This window comes from Paenibacillus nitricinens (assembly GCF_052056485.1).
GTDB classification, from domain to species: domain Bacteria; phylum Bacillota; class Bacilli; order Paenibacillales; family Paenibacillaceae; genus Paenibacillus_AQ; species Paenibacillus_AQ nitricinens.
In genome coordinates this window covers 1,758,223-1,775,965 of the sequence record NZ_CP183948.1, presented here as the reverse complement: position 1 = coordinate 1,775,965, position 17,743 = coordinate 1,758,223, and the positions used below count along the sequence as shown (strand labels likewise).

Genomic DNA, 17,743 nt, shown 5'->3' with positions numbered 1-17,743 from the left:
TTCATTATAATTCTAAATAATATCATGAATCAATTCGTTACTGTTGCTCCTGGCAATTCCACTTCTGTGAGTGAATCGTTAAGCGACAATGCTTCCTCTTGCTGTGGTTTACGTTTCCTTACCGAACTATCATCATAAGGCAGTTGCTTATTCATCTTCTTGAATAATTCTGAGACAGGCATCAGGATTAGCTTCGGTACAAGTACCTCACTACGCTCCTTGAGCCTAGCACCACCATCTGGATGAATTACACTTAACAGGATCTTTAAGTAAAACTTGGTGGAGCGTGCGAATATGCCATCGGGCAAATCATGTACACTAAAACCGAATTTCTCTGGCCCACGGTTAATCATACTAACCCCATAAAGTGCTTTGGCTTGCGCGAGGTTTACATCATCGGCAATAACTTCTGCTAGCATTGGCAACCCTTTCTCCATTCTGCGGATCATTCGAATCGCAAGTTGAGCAGAAGAACGAGAATGAATACCTAACTCGAATAATTGCCTGTTATCAATATGCAGCTCAATGACTTTATCACCTTTACTCAGCAAGGTTCCATCACCAAGTTCAACAGGCTCTCCCTGATATTTACGCATTCGATAATGCATGAACGGATCGGCTGGGTTAATCGTCTTGAGCTGGAACAATACTTGAAATACCTGCTCCCAAGCCAACCAGAGTCCGACCAGTACTCGTTTACTAAAGGATAACCGCCGAATCGGTGATTTCTCCGCCATTTTGATCATGTCGTCCACTCGAATACTGCGCAATCCTCTTTTTTGGGCCTCCTGCAGCGTCAGTTCAAGGGCTATAAGCATATTCTCGGGTGCGCCCGGATCGGCACCTAATGTTGTGCCACTATCATGCAGCAGCATCACTTCACCGGGGTTCAATCGCGCCAGCATCTTCTCAGTGAGACGCTGCGAACCAAGCTTCTCACGCCAATCTCCAAACATTACCGACCATAGAACAATTTCAACTTGGCGACGTTTGGAAATATCGAATAAATTAACAATCCCCCAAGGTGGACGGTAATAAGTACTACGCTCGCCTATTATGTTGTAGATAATATCATTCGTGCGCTGAATCTGCCGACGAACGGTTGCGGGCCGCATGAGCCAGTTCGTCTTGTGAACATAATTATGAATTCCAATAAGATGTCCCTCTCCATGTATCCGCCTAATAAGATCCGGATAACGTTCAGCGTTAGATCCTACTACAAAAAAGGTAGCTTTTGCATCGTACTTCTTCAATAAATCCAGAAGTAACGGCGTAAACCGAGGGTCAGGCCCATCATCAAAGGTCAACGCAAACTCATTTTGCCCAGTTCCTTTACGAAAGACACGAAAACCAAAAATGCGACTAATCATACCAGGGATAAAAGCATAAAAAGTGGAGATATAAAATAACCAGAGCAGCAAAGTCTGCATATGAATTCCTCGCTTTTCCAGAGTTGACTTTGGCTCGCCTTACGTCTGCAAGCAGAACCTGTGATACGGCCAAGTGAAGTTAGTTAAAAAATACGTTACCCCCTATTTTAACACATGTATCAAAGAAATAGACGGTTTTTACGTAAAATCATGTACAATGTATTCAAGCTGACCTATCAACTTAATTAAAAAGGGAGTTGTTTATATCTATGCTGCCGTTGTACAAAAAATATTGGCGCACGTTCTTCGACATTGGATTAATTGTCCTCACGGTCTATCTGGTTATGTTCGCCTTCAGTAAATTGTATCAGTTAGCTGCACCTGTATTCCTATCTTTTTTTGTATTTTTGCTTATTGAACCACTTGCCCGTTTCTTGAACCGGCGCGGACTTGCCAAACCCTTCGCTTCGGCGATCTCAGTGCTGCTATTCCTAATCATTCTTCTAGGTACGTTATTTGGCGCTGGACTATTGGTCACCATCCAAGCTCTTCACTTTCAAGAAAACCTTCCTAAATATACATATGTGGTACAACAACATTTCGTAGAATCCACAACCTATCTTCAGCAAAAAATCAATAATTTGCCGCCGGATATTACCGACAAAGTAAATGGATACTTTAAAGATGCCACGAATGTCCTTACACATTGGCTTGTTACTTTTCTAAAGTATATGGTCGGTGTGCTCGGATCCTTCTCCTCCTTCATGGCTAATTTTGGGATCGCCATTATTTTAGCATTTTTCCTTAGTATGGAGATTAAAGATTGGCGCAAGGTTGCCCATGACAAAATGCCAAAAACATTTAAAACCGCTTATGCCTTTTTGCAGGGCAACGTCTTCAAAGCCATCGGCTCTTATTTAAAAGCCCAGCTTATTCTGATTAGCATTACCTTTGTTATCGTACTGGTTGGCTTATTCATACTAAGGACCGGTAACGAAATCACTATGGCGCTTATCTGTGCTGTATTTGATGTCTTACCGCTCCTTGGTGTAACGACGATTTTAGTCCCTTGGATCATCTACCTGTTTATTGTTGGTAATACCTCTTTAGCCATCGGTTTAATCGTACTCCTGGCGATTGTATTGATTGTAAGACAACTGCTTGAACCGAAGATTACCGGGAATTCGATCGGCGTATCATCTGCTTTTCTGATGCTGTCCTTTGTCATTCTGTCCACATCCGCTTTCGGTATGGCCGGTCTGATCCTGTCGCCGATTCTGCTTATTCTGATCAAAGAACTAATTCAACAAGGATATCTTCAGAGCTGGATCTATTTGCCTCAAGAGGAGTTTATCGTTTCGCCCTTTGCTGCAAATGGCCCTTCATCTAAGGGCAAGGCCACTGCTACTCCTCCGGAGCCTCAAGCTTCTGTAGAAGATGATAATAAATCAAATATCTGACCGAACAGCTTAATGGCAAGATGCGGACTATCGGGAGCGACATTCTCTACAGCAACTGATACAGCATATCTTGGGTGATCCACCGGACCGTAGCCGATAAACCATTGATTATTGCGTGCTACGCCCTTAACCAGCGTCTGTGCTGTCCCTGATTTACCTGCAAGAGGCCAGTGTGTGCTTTGTAGACGGGCTCCCGTTCCATCAGTCACAACTTTGCGCATCATAGACAGTAACTGGCGGGCTGTAGACTCAGAAATCCTCCCTGCAGAAGAAGGGGACAGATGTCCCGGCAGATCCTCCAGCTTCTGCCCGTTGGCAAATGTGACTCGCTGCAGAATCCTTGGCGCCCTTACTTCACCTCCATGCAGTAGCGTTACAATAAGATTAGCTGCTTGTAGAGGGGTTACTTGTACATCTCGCTGTCCAATTGCAGTCTGCACCCTGGCTCCCTTGTCATCCGGCAGTAAGGTAGTAAAGATGGTTCCCTTTTGCTCTCCGGATAGTGGTTTTAGAATTGGAAACCCAAGCGTCTTCTCGGCTTGCCAGCTGATATCTCTACCGAGTCCTAGCGCCAGTGCAGTCGATTGAAGCTGGATACCGCTTAAGCGCTCTGCCAGAGCAGCAAATACAGTATTACAGGACACGGCGAATCCTTGCGCCAGCGTAAGGGGTCCGTGTCCTTTTCCTGTCATACAAGACAAACCATATTTCTCGTATTGCCCTGAACAATAAAAAAGCTCATCAGCGGAGGTTATACCCGCTTCTAACGCCGCGGCGGCTGTAATGATTTTGAAGATCGATCCAGGAACGGCAGCCTGGAGTGCCCGATTGTTCCACTCCCCTCCTTGCGGAGATACCTTCTCTGGATTATAGAAGGGTAAAGATACCATGGCTTCAATATCGCCCGTCCCGGTATCTAACACCACTATAGCTCCTTCCTTCATTCCGGATTTGAGCGCAAGCTCCTCAATTCCCTCCTGAAGCTTCTTATCAACCGTTGTATATAAAGAAAGAGGGAAATATGGATTGCCCGGAGCTTTAACTTGAATGGGACTGCCTGGAAGGCGATTCCCACGCGCATCCACTTGAACATATGCTTCCGTGTGACCTACCCCTTGAAGCAAAGGCTCTAATGTCTTTTCTAAACCGTCCGTTCCCGTCATAGGAACTCTAAGACCCGTAGGAGAAGCTTTATGCATGATGGCTTCCGATAAATAGCCTAGCCATTGCCGACCTGAAGAAATTCCATCATATCTGCGTGCGAAAGGGAGCACGCCTACTCCGTCGATCCCCAGTGCACTCACTTCTTCTGCCTGTGCCTGAGACAACGCGAGTGGCCCTTTTCCCACTGAAGATGGCCATAGCAAAGGTTCTTTAAGTGACGACCGCTTATTCAACAGTTGTTCATAGCTGACACCCAGAATCTCCGCCAGTCGGTGCATGGGTTTAGCTTCTTCGTAAACAACCTTCGTCACTGATTTCTTAGCCCTCTCCTCTTGTGGAAAAAAAGCCGCCGTCCAAATGGTTTCCCCCGCAAGAGGCTCATTCTTGCGGTCATACAGACGTCCCCGACCGCTGTCCAGTACAGTTTCCCGTTCACTTTGAATTTCCGCCATCTTCGCAAGGGTATATTTTGTTCCTGGAACCTTCTGTTCCTTCATAATTAGTTGAACCCACGCCAGCCTAAGGATCAACACGGCTACAGCCGCAGATAAAATAAGAAGACCGCTGAATACACGCCGATGTTTATTATTACGCAATGTCTTCCCTCCTGAGCAGAATCCACACCTATTATGTCCTATCTACATCCATTAGAATCGCCATAAAATGTTCATTACAACATCACAATCAAAAAAATATTTAAATTAAAAGTAAAAATCAAAGAACCGCTTCTCCTAAAGGAATAAGCGGTTCTTTAATTTAGTATTCTGTTACGGCTATCCTACACGCTGAATTTCGATAACTTCTCCTTTAACTGTAAAGATGCATCCTCCAGCTTCAAAGAAAGCTCTACCAAATGATCACTTACACTTTGTTGCTCTCCACTAAGCGAGGCAACTTCTTGAGAGGCAGCTGATGATTCCTCAGCTATAGAGCTTACGTTACTCATCGAATCGGATAGAACCTTTTGCGATTGACTCAGGCTGTCCATCGACACTGTTACAGCATTCAGACGAGCGATAAAATGCTGCATTTGATCCTGCACAGATACGAAAATATCGCTAGTGCTCTGCACGGAAGTCATTTGCTGATTAAAGAGCGGTGCAACTTCTGAAAGGACCACAACCGTCTCGTTCATATCTCTCATAACGGTATCTGTTATTTCAGCCACAACAGCAATAGACTCTTTCGATTGATCTGCAAGCTGGCGTATTTCATCGGCTACCACCATGAATCCGCGTCCAGCCTCGCCTGCTCTTGCTGCTTCAATGGTGGCATTCAGTGACAGGATATTCGTCTGCTGAGTAATATTTTGCATCACATTGAGAACCTTCATAACAGAAGATGCCGTTTCTGTCAGCTCGTTAACCTTCATCACAAGCTGATTCGTCTTCAGGCCCGTCCTATTTGTCTCATTAAGCAGTTCTTTTAATCTATTGAAGCCTTCCTCACTGAGTTCGCCGATGCTGTGTGCGGTGTGATCCATCTCGTGAGTAGCTGAATTAACTAAATCCATCTGTACCGAAATTTGTCCTGTCAACTCATTGCCACGATCAGCTTCCAAGGCCAGACTACCTGCACCACCCGCAATTTCTTCCGTGGCCGCAGCAATATCCATAGCTGCATCAGCAGTCTTACGCGAAACACCGCTAAGCTCATCGGCGGTTTCCAGTACCTTCCGGGCGGTTTCATTCGTATGAATAACCAGCTCTGTTATCCGTTCCATCATCATGTTAAAAGAGCTGGATAACTGACCGATCTCATCACGTGAGGTGATATTCGTACGCACCCCTAGATTCCCTTCGGCTCCCTCTGACATCAAATTCTTAAGTCTGGTCAGGGGCCGAGATACCATTCTGAACATCCAATATCCAATCAGAATGGCGATAACAGCAGCTACAGCAACAATAATATAAGTAGTCTTGAGAATACGCAGCGCGTCTTTCGTCAAGTTCTCAGCCGGTACAACACCAAGTAATCTCCATCCCGAGGTTTCTAGTGTTCCGTATACAGCTAATATAGATTTTCCCTTTTCATCCTTTGTTGGCAATGAGCCTGCTGTATTCTGCAGACCACCCAGAAGCGTCCCTCCCAAATTCAGATATGTATCTGTCCCCACTTGCTGGGAGGAGGCAATCAATTCATCCTTATTCGTCAGCAATTGCATGTAGGAGCTTGTTCCAAGATCCACTTTACGAAGCTGATTTTCTAATTCGCTAATTCTAATATCGTTAATAACTATGTATCCCTTGCTTTTAGAATCACCGGCAATCGATTTGGCCAAATGGAAAACACCTGACGTATTTCCCTCCTGGCCCTGTAATTCACGTGGAATCCATACACTCTGTGGCTTCTCCTGTAGCTGCTTAAACCATGAGGATTCTCTGAAACTCTCAATAAAAGCGCTATCTTTTGTCCCTGCCGAAGAAATTGGAAAACCTTCATTCATCGGAATAAGGTATACGGCCTCCACACCGTTTGATGCCGTGAGCCAATCATTTAGCTGCGCACTAATCTGGTTAGATAGTACCTTACGTTCCTCATTACTTGTAGTGGGATTATTCCCTTGATTGAGTGCATTTTGAATTTCATTGTCATACAAGATTCTTCCTAGACCATCCTCATAACGTAACAATTCCACATCAAACTTCTCAGCGGTTTGAACGACTGTCTGTTGATTGGCTGACAGCGCATTCGTCTCGATCGTATGCTCAGCTACGGAATAGGAAGTGTAGCCGAGAGAGAGCACGAGCACCATCGTCGAAACAAAGAAGATGAGAAAAAGCCGCACCCCAATGGATTTGGATGGATGCAGCTGGAATCGTCTTTTTTCTTTTTTCACTTGTACTTTCATCTAATCATTCACCACCGTTGTCGTCTGTTATGCCTACTGGCTTATCGTTTACAAGGTCATGAACATTTGTAACACCCGATCGGAAAGATATGGCAAATACTCATGACCGTACTCATAATAAACCATAAGCTCTTTGGGCGCTAGTACTTTGTTGTATGCGGCAAACTGCGTTGAAGGTGGACAAATCACATCGGATAACCCTGTAACCCACAACATTTTAGCTTGAATTCGCTCCGCGAGATTCTGAATATCGATGTAACCCAGTCTATTAAAAATCTCGTCCTCACGTAAATGATGGGGATCAAAAAAGCGGAAATAATAGTTGATTTCCTCATAAGCTGACGTAGTGATATCAAGCTCCCAAGCCCGTCTATAATCTGAAAGAAACGGATACACAGGAACGGCCATGCTCACACGCGGCTCTAATGCTGCACAAGCTACAGTAAGCGCTCCGCCTTGAGATAAACCAAAAGCACCTACTCGTGCAGGATCAACTTCCTCCATAGACATCAATATTCGAGCAGTCTGTGCTGTATCCAGAAACACATTACGATAGTAAAGGTTGTGCGGATTAGGATCGTCAATGCCGCGAATAATATGTCCACGAATGGTTGTGCCTTTTACTGTAAGATTATCCTCGGAAAGTCCGCCTTGTCCCCGGCAATCCATCGCAAGGACACTAATCCCATGGGCCGCATAAGTCACCTTCTCCATCCAATCCCCGCTGTCACAGGAATATCCATGAAACATCACGACACCAGAACTTTTTTCTGAACTCCTTTTCTTCGGTCTTACATATTTACAATGAATTCTTGCTCCGCCAACGCCGGTAAAATAAAGATGAAAACATTCCGCCAGCTCACTGACGAACTCCGCAGGCTCTAGTTCATAATCTAGTGACTGGGCGTCCAGATCACGCAAAGCCCGCTCCCAAAACGCGTCAAAGTCTATCGGCTTTGGGCTGCTTCCGTTATATTCTTTTAATTGTGACAATGTCATGTCGTTTCCCATATTAAGGTCCTCCTTAAGGTTTTTTCACTTAAAAACAATGGAAACGGAAAACCCGCATATGTGGATTTTCCGTTAGCTTCTACTAATAACAAGAGCTCGCTAGCTGCACTTTGTGCAACTATTACAGCTAAGTAAGTTGTGTTGTTCATTTAATTGCACTCTATACAACTAAAATTGCTCACAGCGGGGTTTCCGGGGCAAAATCGCCTGAAATAAGTGTACAATGTGCAACTATTTACACTAAACACCACCAAACAGGTTAGTTTAAGTGCACTTTGTGCAACTGCGGCTTTAGCCTAGACATACTGGCGTCTCATGAATGAGCTCATAGTACTCACTCGTGGCTCTTGCGCTGCACTTTGTGCAATAGAATCTCTCCATATGAGTGTCCGTCTTTGTTCTATTGCACTTTGCGCAATCAGTTCGAACGAAAATGAGCATAAAATTGATTTTTGCGGAAATCCATTGCAGAGAGTGCAATAGATTCTTTTTTTCAGACGAAATCGAGAGTTTCTATTGCAGAGAATGCAATGAAAAGCCGAAGCTACATAACACATAACACAAAGCGCGCAACGTGCAGAACCCAGCACACAAAACACATTACACTGCACGCTGTAAAGTTCTTTCGAACGCTACACGACCACCAAGCATCTACTCCACTTCACTCTATCTAAGGTTGTTCCCCAAAGCTTGTTCACCCTATTAAATTTTGCCTAAACCCGCATCATCGCCAACCTCTTCATGGGTATCGATGACATAGTTGACGATTTCATCAACGGTTGTATATGCAACGCCTACATAAGTATCAGCAGCGCCATAATAGATGGCGATACGTCCAGTTTCTGCATCATGCAAAGTAGCACATGGGAAAAGAACGTTATTTACAAAACCTCTTTCCTCGTACCATTCTTCAGGAGTTAGCACAAAATTTTTCGAGCGATATTTTACTTTCGAGGGCTCGTTAATATCCAAAATAACTGCACCCATACTATATACAAGTCCGTTACAAGTTCCAGTAACGCCATGGTAGAACATCAACCAGCCTTCAGAGGTTTCAATCGGTGCAGGTCCGCCGCCAATCTTCACACTTTGCCACCAGCCCTGCCCCCCTTTGCTCATCACGTGACGGTGTTTACCCCAATATACAAAGTCAGGGCTTTCGCTAAGGAATACATCGCCGAATGGTGTATGTCCGCTGTCACTTGGACGGGACAACATCACGAAGTTATTGTTGATTTTTCTAGGGAACAATACGCCGTTCCGGTTGAAGGGCAGGAATGGATTTTCCAAGCTGATAAATGTTTTGAAATCTTGTGTTTTGGCAACACCAATGGCTGCGCCGTAAAAATCTGTACACCAGATAATATAAAATGTATCTTCGACCTTAACCAGACGTGGATCGTAAGCATACCGCGGCTGATAAGGGTTACCTTCTTCATCTATAAATCGGATCGGCTCATCATCGATTTTCCAATCTAGACCATCAACACTATGTCCCATACGCAAATGCGGACGAGTCGTGTTATCTTCTACACGAAATACTCCAATAAAACTCCCTTCATACGCAGCAACCGCACTATTAAAAATACGGGCTACACCTTTTGCGGGATTTCTTTTGATAACCGGGTTATCATTATGTCTCCAAATCGGGTTCTCGTAGCCAGCAGGCTTATCCTGCCAAGGCATGTTCGGGATGTTCACTGCACTTGCTCCTACCAATTTCACTTCACTCATTAGTATTCCCTCCAAATGTATGCAACTTTTTAGATTGCTATTTTATCTAGTACTGTTATGAAATCTACTACTAAGCTTACTTCACGGAACCTTGCGAAAATCCATTGTAGATATACTTTTGCAACGCGGTAAACACAACCAAGGTCGGGATAATTGCGATCATAATCGCCGCACATATAACTTCCCACTGTGATCCGTACGGACCTTTAAACTTAAAGAGCGCTGTGGAGATCGTTTGGAGATCTGTTTTCGGCATATAAAGGAAAGGAGTGTAAAAATCGTTATAAATATTTACGCCCTTCACAATAATTACTGTTACAATCGCCGGTTTCAGCAGCGGCAAAATAATTCTCCAATAAATCGTCCAATACGAAGCCCCGTCCAGCATCGCGGATTCATCCAGTGACTCGGAAATCGAATCCAAGAACTGCATGAAAATATATACAGCGATAATATCCGTACCGAGGTACATCACGATGGGTGCCCATCTGGTATTAAACAAGCCCAAGTGATTGATGATTTGGAAAGTTGCTACTTGCGTAGTAACACCCGGAATCAGAGTAGCAATCAGAAACATACTGATGAGAACTTTACTGCCTTTAAATTTGAAGCGGGATAAAATATAAGCCATCATTGAACCCGTCAGCGTTGCACCCAGGATAGAGATCACAACGATAATGACCGTGTTTTTAAATCCCAGAAGCATTTTCCCATCAACAAAAGCCTTAGTGTAGTTGGAGAAATTCAGCCAATTCTCTGGCAGCGTTAACGGTCCGGTTGAAGCGTATTCTGGCCCTGTTTTTAATGAAGCAAAAAATACAACTACTATAGGTACCAACGCTGCAAGTGCTCCCAAAATCAAGGTGAGATATTTGAATATACTAGCAGTGGAATATTTTACAGAATGCATAGTTTATTTCTCCTCCTTGATCAGAACGCGCTGCAAAATAGTAACTACTATAACGATACCCAGCAAAACTACGGCCATCGCTGACGCTAATCCAACTTTGCTATATTTGAAAGCTACATCGACCGTCTGAATAACAAATGTACTACTTCCGTTAGATCCGCCTGTCATGACGTATGGAATTTCAAATACTCCAATGGCGCCACTAACCGCTAAGATCAAGTTCAACTGCAGAATTCGCTTAATACTTGGCAAAATAATATGCATAAACTGATGCCATCGGTTTGCACCATCAATCTCAGCAGCTTCATAAATGTCCGAACCGATCGAGGAAATAGCCCCAAGGAAGATCAGGAAATTCATCCCCATGTATCTCCACAGTGACGCACCTGCAAGTGAGAAGTTAATCAAATTCGGATTGAGCAGCCACTTCTGCTGTAAACCGCTGAGTCCGAGCAGGTTAAGAATCGTATCTAGCGTTCCATCTGGTTTGAAAAAGAACAAAAAGATAAAGCCGATCGCTACACCGTTTAGCAAGGTTGGGAAGAACAAGATCCCTTTGAATAAATTTTTCATGCGAACACTAAAGCTCAGAATGGTTGCAAAATACAAAGCAAGCGCCATCTGAATAAAGGTGGTAAAGAAATAATACAAGCTGACCTTAAATACGGAAAAATACTCCGGTTTCGTAAAAATGGTTTTGTAGTTCTCTAACCCAACGTACTCCATATTTTTACTTAGGCCATTCCAGCTGGTGAAGCTGTACCGAAACATACTGATGACTGGATAATAAGCAAACGTGAGTAGCAATACGATCGGTACTAATGAGAACAAGCATATGATGCCAATACGTTGATTTTTGTAACTCAAATTCGAAAACTTGAACACCCGATACACCTCCAGAAAAGCATCCTCATTTATTTATGACTCGTTTAAATGTGAAGGGGGAAATGCCCGATCGCATATCCCCTTCCACTTCCACTACCGCCTAAAGCATTTAAGAAAGCTTATAGTTGTTACTGTGCTGTGACTTTCGTGCGAGCGGCTTTCCACTTGTCGTTGAGGTCCTTCATGATGTCATCATAGGATTCTTTTCTGTTGCCAATTGCGGCTTCAATAATACGTTTCTTGAAGTCTGGTTGCCAAGCACCGATTTCGGCTTGTTTGTCGATTTCATCAGACCAGCCTTCTTCACCGGCTTTAGCAGCTGCAAGTGTATCAAAGGTTACTTCAGTGCCTTCATATTGTTTCAGAATTTCTGGAAGCTCAGCACCGATAGCCGGGCTCATACCGCCACCTTCTGTCGTTGGGTAGCCAGATTCGTTAATGAACCAATTCACCCAAGCTCTAGCAGCTTCTTTGTTTTTACTATGAACGCTGACACCCAGATTGTAGTCACCAGCAAGCGGTACAAGGATTTTTTCTGCATTCGTAGGGAATGGCATGAAGCCAACATCATCTGGATTCGTTGCTAAACCTTTGATTTGACCGATTGCCCAAGATCCAAGAACCATCGTGCCGATTTTTCCGTTAGCCAGATCCGCTTTAGAAGATTCCCAATCTGTAGTCGTTGGATCTTCTTCAATCAAACCTTTTTGTGCTGCATCGTACAGGATTTTGTACAGCTCATAGTGAGGTTGACCTGGAACATAGTTGTCGTCGCTAGCCACTTGACCAATGTTCACATAATCACGGTTACCAGCTACTGTAGCCAGATCCGCTTCCCATTGGGTCAATGTCCAGCCAGCTGCGTAGTTTGTATACAGAGGCACAGCTTTCGTTTTGTCTTTAACAGATTGCAGAGCAGTTAAGAATTGTTCAGGCGTTCTTGGAACCTCTGTAATCCCTGCATCTTTGAAGACTTGTTTGTTGTAAATAATACCGTTAAAGTTGATGGTCATTGGAATTCCGTAAGCCACTCCGTCTACTGCTCGTTCTTCTACCCCTGTATATTGCTTTTGCATATCTTCGAGTGTACCCAGTGGTTCGAAGAAATCGGGAATATCTTTAATAGCTATGCTTGTAGGTAACAAAAGAACGTCGCCATAGTCACTAGTGCTCATGCGAATTTTAATTTGATCTTCATAAGTAGCAAGCGCTTCAAAATTCACCTTTACATCAGGATATTTCTCATTGAACTTAGCCGCATACTCTTTGAATACGGTATCAACAATATCCGTTCTTTGCGTAATAACCGTGATATCCCCTTTAATATCCTTGGCTGCTGCATCATCAGCCGGAGCTGCCGTCGCCTCTGTTGAGGATCCATTGCTTCCTGTGTTTTTAGTGCCTTCATTGTTGGTGTTGTTGTTTGAGGAACAACCGCTAAACAATCCTGCCATAAGTGTCAGTGCCATCAAGCCCATCATTGTTTTTCCTTTTTTCATGCTTTTACGACCCCTCTCTTCCATTCAACTCTAATTTGGTTTAATAACAAAAATAATAACTTATATCATCACCATTAATTTAACAGAGTAATTACCATTATCAAACTAACAGAAATACTCTTGAAAAAAAGTGATGATATCGCTTACAAACCCATTATAGATCTATTTTTCACGCAAAACGATGGTTTGAATTGCTTTTTCTGGTCTTGTATTTGTTATTTTTGTTTTTGTTATGATGTTTTTATTATCTAATTTATTGAAAATAACCACAAAAAAAGAGAGCTTATCGCTCTCCTAAATAATAGCTTCCTATATAGGACTAAACCTCACGTTCCATTTTCGGTAATTTACAGCCACTTTTGTAATCCTTAGGTGTCATCCCACACATTTTCTTGAACAATTTATTAAAATAAACCGGATCACTATAGCCAACCTTATCGGCAATTTCATAATTTTTTAGGTCGGGATGCTCGATCAGCAATTCTTTCGCCTTAGTAATTCGAATTTGAATTAGATATTCGGTGATGGTTTGCCCCGTCTTTATTTTGAATAACCGGCTAAGGTAGCTCGCATTCATACCGACGGTCTCCGCCAAACGCTCAAGTTCGAAGTTCTGATCATACTCCCTCTCCAGTATGCTTTTAGTCTGTTCAACTACGTAATGCTCTCCACCATCCGCCGCTTGGGAGATGATCTCCTCCTGGTCTTTAACGCTCTTTTTCTTTGTATCCTCTACTCTTTTGAGCAATTCATATAGCTGAGTCTTATCAATAGGTTTTAGTAAATAATCTATCACCCCATGACGGATGGCTCGGCGGGCATATTCAAATTCACTAAAACCGCTAAGAACGGCAATAGGTAAATCCTCCATATAACCTCTAACCTGTTCAATAAGCATAAAGCCGTCCATTCTAGGCATTTTTATATCTGTAATAAGCAGATCTATTTCCGCTCGGGATAACTTTTCAATATGCTCCCAGGCCTCCAACCCGTTACCGTAGGATCCAATTACATGTACGTTCAGCTCCATCCTGGATGTGATTTTTTCGAGCCCCCTGCGAATGACCTCCTCGTCGTCCGCAATCATAACATTTATCATTTGAGCACTTCCCTCCAGCTGTATCTGCCAGTTATTATGATTGCACCATCATCACGAATAGAATTCTTCCTATGTCTTAAGTCAATGTACGATTTCGCTCTTTTATAGTCTTGCATTTACTATAACGAAAGTTATTCTAATTTCCCAGCCGCCACTATAAATTGTCCTTGAAATCATCTCCGAAAAAGTATATAACTGAATTAAGTTGTTATTATAAACTAACAAATTAATAATAACTATATAACAAATTAACATAATAATTATCTTTTCTATTTTCATGTAAGGTGGGATTCTCGATGGTATTTAACAACGAATACATTGCAGGCATAACCTGGGGCTTCTCGGGTACAAGTGGTTCTTGGACAACAGAAGAAGCGGAACGTTCGATGGAACTCATGTCTTCAGTCACCGGGGCGAACTGGACAGCCATTGCACTTAGTGCACTTCAATCAACCGCTCATTCTACGGAAATCCCCTATTGGGAGGCTCCAACCGTTACTGACGAAGAAGTGAAACAGGCCATCAGTAAAGCAAAGTCACTGCAGCTTAAGGTATGCCTTAAGCCGATTGTTAATTGTGCGGACGGAACTTGGCGTGCTCACATTAACTTTTTCGATAAGGATGTCCCTTGTGAGCCTAAATGGTCGGAATGGTTCCGCTCTTATACTAAATTTATTCTGCATTATGCTGCTATCGCTGAAGAATCGGGTTGTGAGATGTTCTGTATCGGCTGCGAGCTTGTCCAAGCGGATAGACGCGATGCCGAATGGCGCACGCTTATTGCCGAGGTTCGGAAGGTTTACTCAGGAATTCTCACTTATAATTGCGATAAATATCAGGAGGATAACGTGACCTGGTGGGATGCGCTCGATGTGATTTCTTCAAGTGGATATTATCCAGCTAATGATTGGGAAGCTCAGCTCGACCGGATCGAAAGTGTGGTTAGATCGCAGAATAAGCCATTCTTTTTTATGGAGGCGGGTTGCCCAAGCCGAAGTGGGAGCGCGGCAATTCCTAATGATTGGACCTTAAAGGGTGAACCAAGTCAAGCAGAACAAAGCAAATTCTATCAGGCAATGTTTCAAGGCTGTGAGCGCAGAGATTGGGTTCAGGGCTTTATGCTTTGGGATTGGCCTACTCATCTTTATCCAATTCATGAAGCAGAACAGAATGATGATTATTGTATGTATGGCAAACAAGCCGCTGGGATCATTAAAGAATACTTCACCTCGAAAATCAATAAGTAATGTGAGGAGTGACTACTTACCAATGATTAATTCACCAGAATTATGGTTGACCCAGCTTGAGGATGAGCTACAGGGTAATATTCTTAGTTTTTGGATGAAACAGACGAAGGACGAAATCAATGGCGGTTTTGTTGGTGAAATCGACAATCAGCTAAACATAACACCTGACGCGGAGAAAAGTCTTGTGCTTAATGCACGTATTCTTTGGTCCTTTGCGAGCGCTTACCGAATCTACGGCAAGACAGAATATCTGGTTATGGCAGAACGTGCTTATATCTATCTAATGGATCATTTCATCGATAAAGAATATGGCGGTTTATACTGGATGGTGGATGCTGAGGGCAGACCTTCACAGGAGAAAAAACAGATCTATGGCCAAGCTTTTGCTATCTACGCATTGGCTGAATTCTACCGCGCGACTGGGCGGCCTGAGGTATTAGATGAGGCCATTCAAATATTCCAGCTCGTTGAGAAATACGGCTATGATTCTATTTATAAAGGTTATGTTGAAGCTTTATCACGGGAATGGCAAATCACGGATAACCTCAGCCTTAGCAGCAAGGACTTGAATGAGAAAAAATCAATGAACACACATCTACACGTGTTAGAAGCGTATACCGGACTTTATCGAGTATGGAAGTCAGAGGAGCTGGAAAACACGCTGGCTGAGCTAATTGAAACGATGCTGGACCATATCATTGATAACGAAGGCAAGCATTTTCATCTTTTCTTTGATGAGGCCTGGAATGTTAAGTCAGATATTATCTCCTATGGACATGATATCGAAGGCAGCTGGCTGCTTGTGGAAGCCGCAGAAATACTTGGAGAAGAAAAGCTGCTACAGCGTGTTCGAATTGTCGCTATCTCCATGGCAGAAGCTGTTCTTGCAGAAGGTATAGATACCGATGGCGGGATATGGAATGAAGCTGATCCGAGCGGATTGCTAAGCAAAGATAAAGATTGGTGGCCGCAAGCGGAGGCGGTTGTCGGATTCTATAATGCTTATCAGCTGACCGGTAACAGCAAATTTAACGAGGCTGCCCAAGCCTCCTGGACTTTTATTGATAAATATATGGTGGATCACAAATTAGGCGAATGGTACTGGGGTGTGGACGAGAAGCATCTGCCTCTCCCTCACGCAACCAAGGTTAGTGCCTGGAAATGCCCTTATCATAACAGCAGAGCCTGCTTTGAAATGATCGGACGAATCAAACCAACTATAAAGGAGACTGTATAATGTCATCATTATTTCAAGAACGCAAACAACAACTTACAGAACGTTATGAGGCACTGATCACCCGTAACAATGAAAAGCTCCCTTATGGAAACGGTATTTATGACCGTTATACTCATCCACTGCTTACCGCTGAGCACGCTCCTCTAATCTGGCGTTACGACTTCAACCCTGACACCAATCCATACTGCGCTGAAAGAATCGGTGTCAACGGCGTTTTCAACCCTGGTGCCATAGAACTTAACGGTAAGTTTTATCTTGTTGCCCGCGTGGAAGGTAATGACCGTAAATCTTTTTTTGCTGTAGCTGAAAGTGATAATGGTGTGGATGGCTTCCGCTTCTGGGATCGTCCAGTCGTGCTGCCCGAGACAGATGTTCCGGATATTAACGTTTACGACATGCGCCTTGTAAGCCATGAAGATGGCTGGATTTATGGCCTTTTTTGTACAGAACGTAAAGATCCAGATGCCCCACACGGTGACCTTTCTAGCGCAGTAGCCCAATGTGGTATTGTTCGCACAAAAGATCTGAAGACCTGGGAACGTCTGGCCGATCTCCAAACAGGGTCAGCTCAGCAGCGTAATGTTGTGCTCCATCCTGAATATGTTGATGGAAAATACGCCTTCTACACTCGCCCACAGGATGGCTTTATTGATGCAGGTTCCGGTGGCGGAATTGGCTGGGGGCTCTCGGATTCGATTGAGGCTGCCGTGATTACGAGTGAAACCATCATGGATGAGCGCCATTACCATACCATCAAGGAAGTTAAGAATGGTCAAGGTCCAGCTCCAATCAAAACTGAAAAAGGCTGGTTGCATATTGCTCATGGTGTGCGAAACACTGCTGCTGGGCTTAGATACGTGCTTTATGCCTTTTTAACTGATTTGGAGGAGCCAAACAAAGTTACCCATTCCCCAGGCGGTCATTTCATCGCACCAGACGGTGAGGAACGTGTCGGTGATGTATCCAACGTCGTATTCTGTAATGGTGTGATTGCACGCGATAACGGTGAGATTTATATCTACTACGCTTCCTCCGACACTCGCATCCATGTAGCGACAACTACCGTTGACCAAATGTTAGATTATGTACTGAACACACCAGAAGACCCGCTTCGCTCTTATGCTTGTGTACAGCAACGCATCGCCCTCATTGATCGTAATTTAGCGCTGTAAGTAAGAGTTCAGAGTCCATAAAAATCAACAGAGCAACGATTCTCCTGTTATCGGAGGATCGCTGTTCTGTTTTTTGGGATCATTGGCGGCTTGCTTATATCGTA

The 17,743-nt window shown here is 43.7% G+C and carries 13 protein-coding genes; 4 read left to right on the top strand and 9 right to left on the bottom strand.

Annotation, left to right across the window (positions count from 1 at the left end):
• Nucleotides 1-29: 29 nt before the first annotated feature.
• Nucleotides 30-1,430, bottom strand: a complete 1,401-nt coding sequence (locus ACN6KS_RS07860; protein ID WP_440961744.1) for a polysaccharide deacetylase family protein — start codon at nucleotides 1,428-1,430, stop codon at nucleotides 30-32.
• 209 nt (nucleotides 1,431-1,639) lie between these two features.
• On the opposite strand from ACN6KS_RS07860, the gene ACN6KS_RS07855 reads away from it, so the two are divergent.
• Entirely contained in the window at nucleotides 1,640-2,830 is a 1,191-nt protein-coding gene (locus ACN6KS_RS07855) for an AI-2E family transporter (RefSeq protein ID WP_094870583.1), read from the top strand.
• Here the strand turns inward: ACN6KS_RS07855 and ACN6KS_RS07850 are convergent.
• The 8 genes from ACN6KS_RS07850 to ACN6KS_RS07815 all read right to left on the bottom strand — a co-directional run bounded on the left by ACN6KS_RS07850 (nucleotide 2,791) and on the right by ACN6KS_RS07815 (nucleotide 13,983).
• A complete protein-coding gene (locus ACN6KS_RS07850) occupies nucleotides 2,791-4,590 on the bottom strand; it encodes a peptidoglycan D,D-transpeptidase FtsI family protein (protein ID WP_440961743.1) in 1,800 nt (599 codons plus the stop codon). The genes ACN6KS_RS07855 and ACN6KS_RS07850 overlap by 40 nt on opposite strands.
• A gap of 182 nt (nucleotides 4,591-4,772) precedes the next feature.
• Nucleotides 4,773-6,845 carry a methyl-accepting chemotaxis protein gene (locus ACN6KS_RS07845; RefSeq protein WP_094870581.1) on the bottom strand — a complete coding sequence of 691 codons (2,073 nt, stop codon included), beginning with the start codon at nucleotides 6,843-6,845 and terminating at the stop codon, nucleotides 4,773-4,775.
• A gap of 48 nt (nucleotides 6,846-6,893) precedes the next feature.
• Nucleotides 6,894-7,856 carry an acetylxylan esterase gene (locus tag ACN6KS_RS07840; RefSeq protein WP_440961742.1) on the bottom strand — a complete coding sequence of 321 codons (963 nt, stop codon included), beginning with the start codon at nucleotides 7,854-7,856 and terminating at the stop codon, nucleotides 6,894-6,896.
• Nucleotides 7,857-8,558: 702 nt separating this feature from the next.
• Nucleotides 8,559-9,590 carry a glycoside hydrolase family 130 protein gene (locus ACN6KS_RS07835; RefSeq protein ID WP_094870579.1) on the bottom strand — a complete coding sequence of 344 codons (1,032 nt, stop codon included), beginning with the start codon at nucleotides 9,588-9,590 and terminating at the stop codon, nucleotides 8,559-8,561.
• Nucleotides 9,591-9,666: 76 nt separating this feature from the next.
• Entirely contained in the window at nucleotides 9,667-10,500 is an 834-nt protein-coding gene (locus tag ACN6KS_RS07830; protein WP_440961741.1) for a carbohydrate ABC transporter permease, read from the bottom strand.
• A 3-nt stretch (nucleotides 10,501-10,503) separates the two neighbouring features.
• Nucleotides 10,504-11,385, bottom strand: coding sequence for a carbohydrate ABC transporter permease (locus tag ACN6KS_RS07825; protein WP_440961740.1), 882 nt, complete (start codon nucleotides 11,383-11,385; stop codon nucleotides 10,504-10,506).
• A 128-nt stretch (nucleotides 11,386-11,513) separates the two neighbouring features.
• Nucleotides 11,514-12,884 (bottom strand): ABC transporter substrate-binding protein, encoded by a 1,371-nt coding sequence (locus ACN6KS_RS07820; protein WP_440961739.1) that lies wholly within the window; start codon nucleotides 12,882-12,884, stop codon nucleotides 11,514-11,516.
• A gap of 319 nt (nucleotides 12,885-13,203) precedes the next feature.
• Nucleotides 13,204-13,983 (bottom strand): response regulator transcription factor, encoded by a 780-nt coding sequence (locus ACN6KS_RS07815; RefSeq protein ID WP_440961738.1) that lies wholly within the window; start codon nucleotides 13,981-13,983, stop codon nucleotides 13,204-13,206.
• Between the two features lie 296 nt (nucleotides 13,984-14,279).
• On the opposite strand from ACN6KS_RS07815, the gene ACN6KS_RS07810 reads away from it, so the two are divergent.
• From ACN6KS_RS07810 to ACN6KS_RS07800, 3 genes are read left to right on the top strand one after another with little or no spacing between them, the layout of a single operon-like run.
• Complete coding sequence (locus tag ACN6KS_RS07810) at nucleotides 14,280-15,230, top strand: glycoside hydrolase family 113 (RefSeq protein ID WP_440961737.1); 951 nt, start codon at nucleotides 14,280-14,282, stop codon at nucleotides 15,228-15,230.
• Nucleotides 15,231-15,252: 22 nt separating this feature from the next.
• Nucleotides 15,253-16,467, top strand: coding sequence for an AGE family epimerase/isomerase (locus tag ACN6KS_RS07805; protein ID WP_440961736.1), 1,215 nt, complete (start codon nucleotides 15,253-15,255; stop codon nucleotides 16,465-16,467).
• Nucleotides 16,467-17,639 (top strand): glycoside hydrolase family 130 protein, encoded by a 1,173-nt coding sequence (locus ACN6KS_RS07800; protein ID WP_440961735.1) that lies wholly within the window; start codon nucleotides 16,467-16,469, stop codon nucleotides 17,637-17,639. Before ACN6KS_RS07805 ends, ACN6KS_RS07800 begins: the two co-directional genes overlap by 1 nt.
• The last annotated feature ends 104 nt before the right edge of the window (nucleotides 17,640-17,743 follow it).

What these genes read in the sequence shown, in the direction of transcription:
- ACN6KS_RS07860 (WP_440961744.1), bottom strand. Translation starts at nt 1,430, where the DNA reads ATGCAGACTTTGCTGCTCTGGTTATTTTATATCTCCACTTTTTATGCT.
- ACN6KS_RS07855 (WP_094870583.1), top strand. Translation starts at nt 1,640, where the DNA reads ATGCTGCCGTTGTACAAAAAATATTGGCGCACGTTCTTCGACATTGGA.
- ACN6KS_RS07845 (WP_094870581.1), bottom strand. Translation starts at nt 6,845, where the DNA reads ATGAAAGTACAAGTGAAAAAAGAAAAAAGACGATTCCAGCTGCATCCA.
- ACN6KS_RS07840 (WP_440961742.1), bottom strand. Translation starts at nt 7,856, where the DNA reads ATGGGAAACGACATGACATTGTCACAATTAAAAGAATATAACGGAAGC.
- ACN6KS_RS07835 (WP_094870579.1), bottom strand. Translation starts at nt 9,590, where the DNA reads ATGAGTGAAGTGAAATTGGTAGGAGCAAGTGCAGTGAACATCCCGAAC.
- ACN6KS_RS07830 (WP_440961741.1), bottom strand. Translation starts at nt 10,500, where the DNA reads ATGCATTCTGTAAAATATTCCACTGCTAGTATATTCAAATATCTCACC.
- ACN6KS_RS07820 (WP_440961739.1), bottom strand. Translation starts at nt 12,884, where the DNA reads ATGAAAAAAGGAAAAACAATGATGGGCTTGATGGCACTGACACTTATG.
- ACN6KS_RS07815 (WP_440961738.1), bottom strand. Translation starts at nt 13,983, where the DNA reads ATGATAAATGTTATGATTGCGGACGACGAGGAGGTCATTCGCAGGGGG.
- ACN6KS_RS07810 (WP_440961737.1), top strand. Translation starts at nt 14,280, where the DNA reads ATGGTATTTAACAACGAATACATTGCAGGCATAACCTGGGGCTTCTCG.
- ACN6KS_RS07805 (WP_440961736.1), top strand. Translation starts at nt 15,253, where the DNA reads ATGATTAATTCACCAGAATTATGGTTGACCCAGCTTGAGGATGAGCTA.
- ACN6KS_RS07800 (WP_440961735.1), top strand. Translation starts at nt 16,467, where the DNA reads ATGTCATCATTATTTCAAGAACGCAAACAACAACTTACAGAACGTTAT.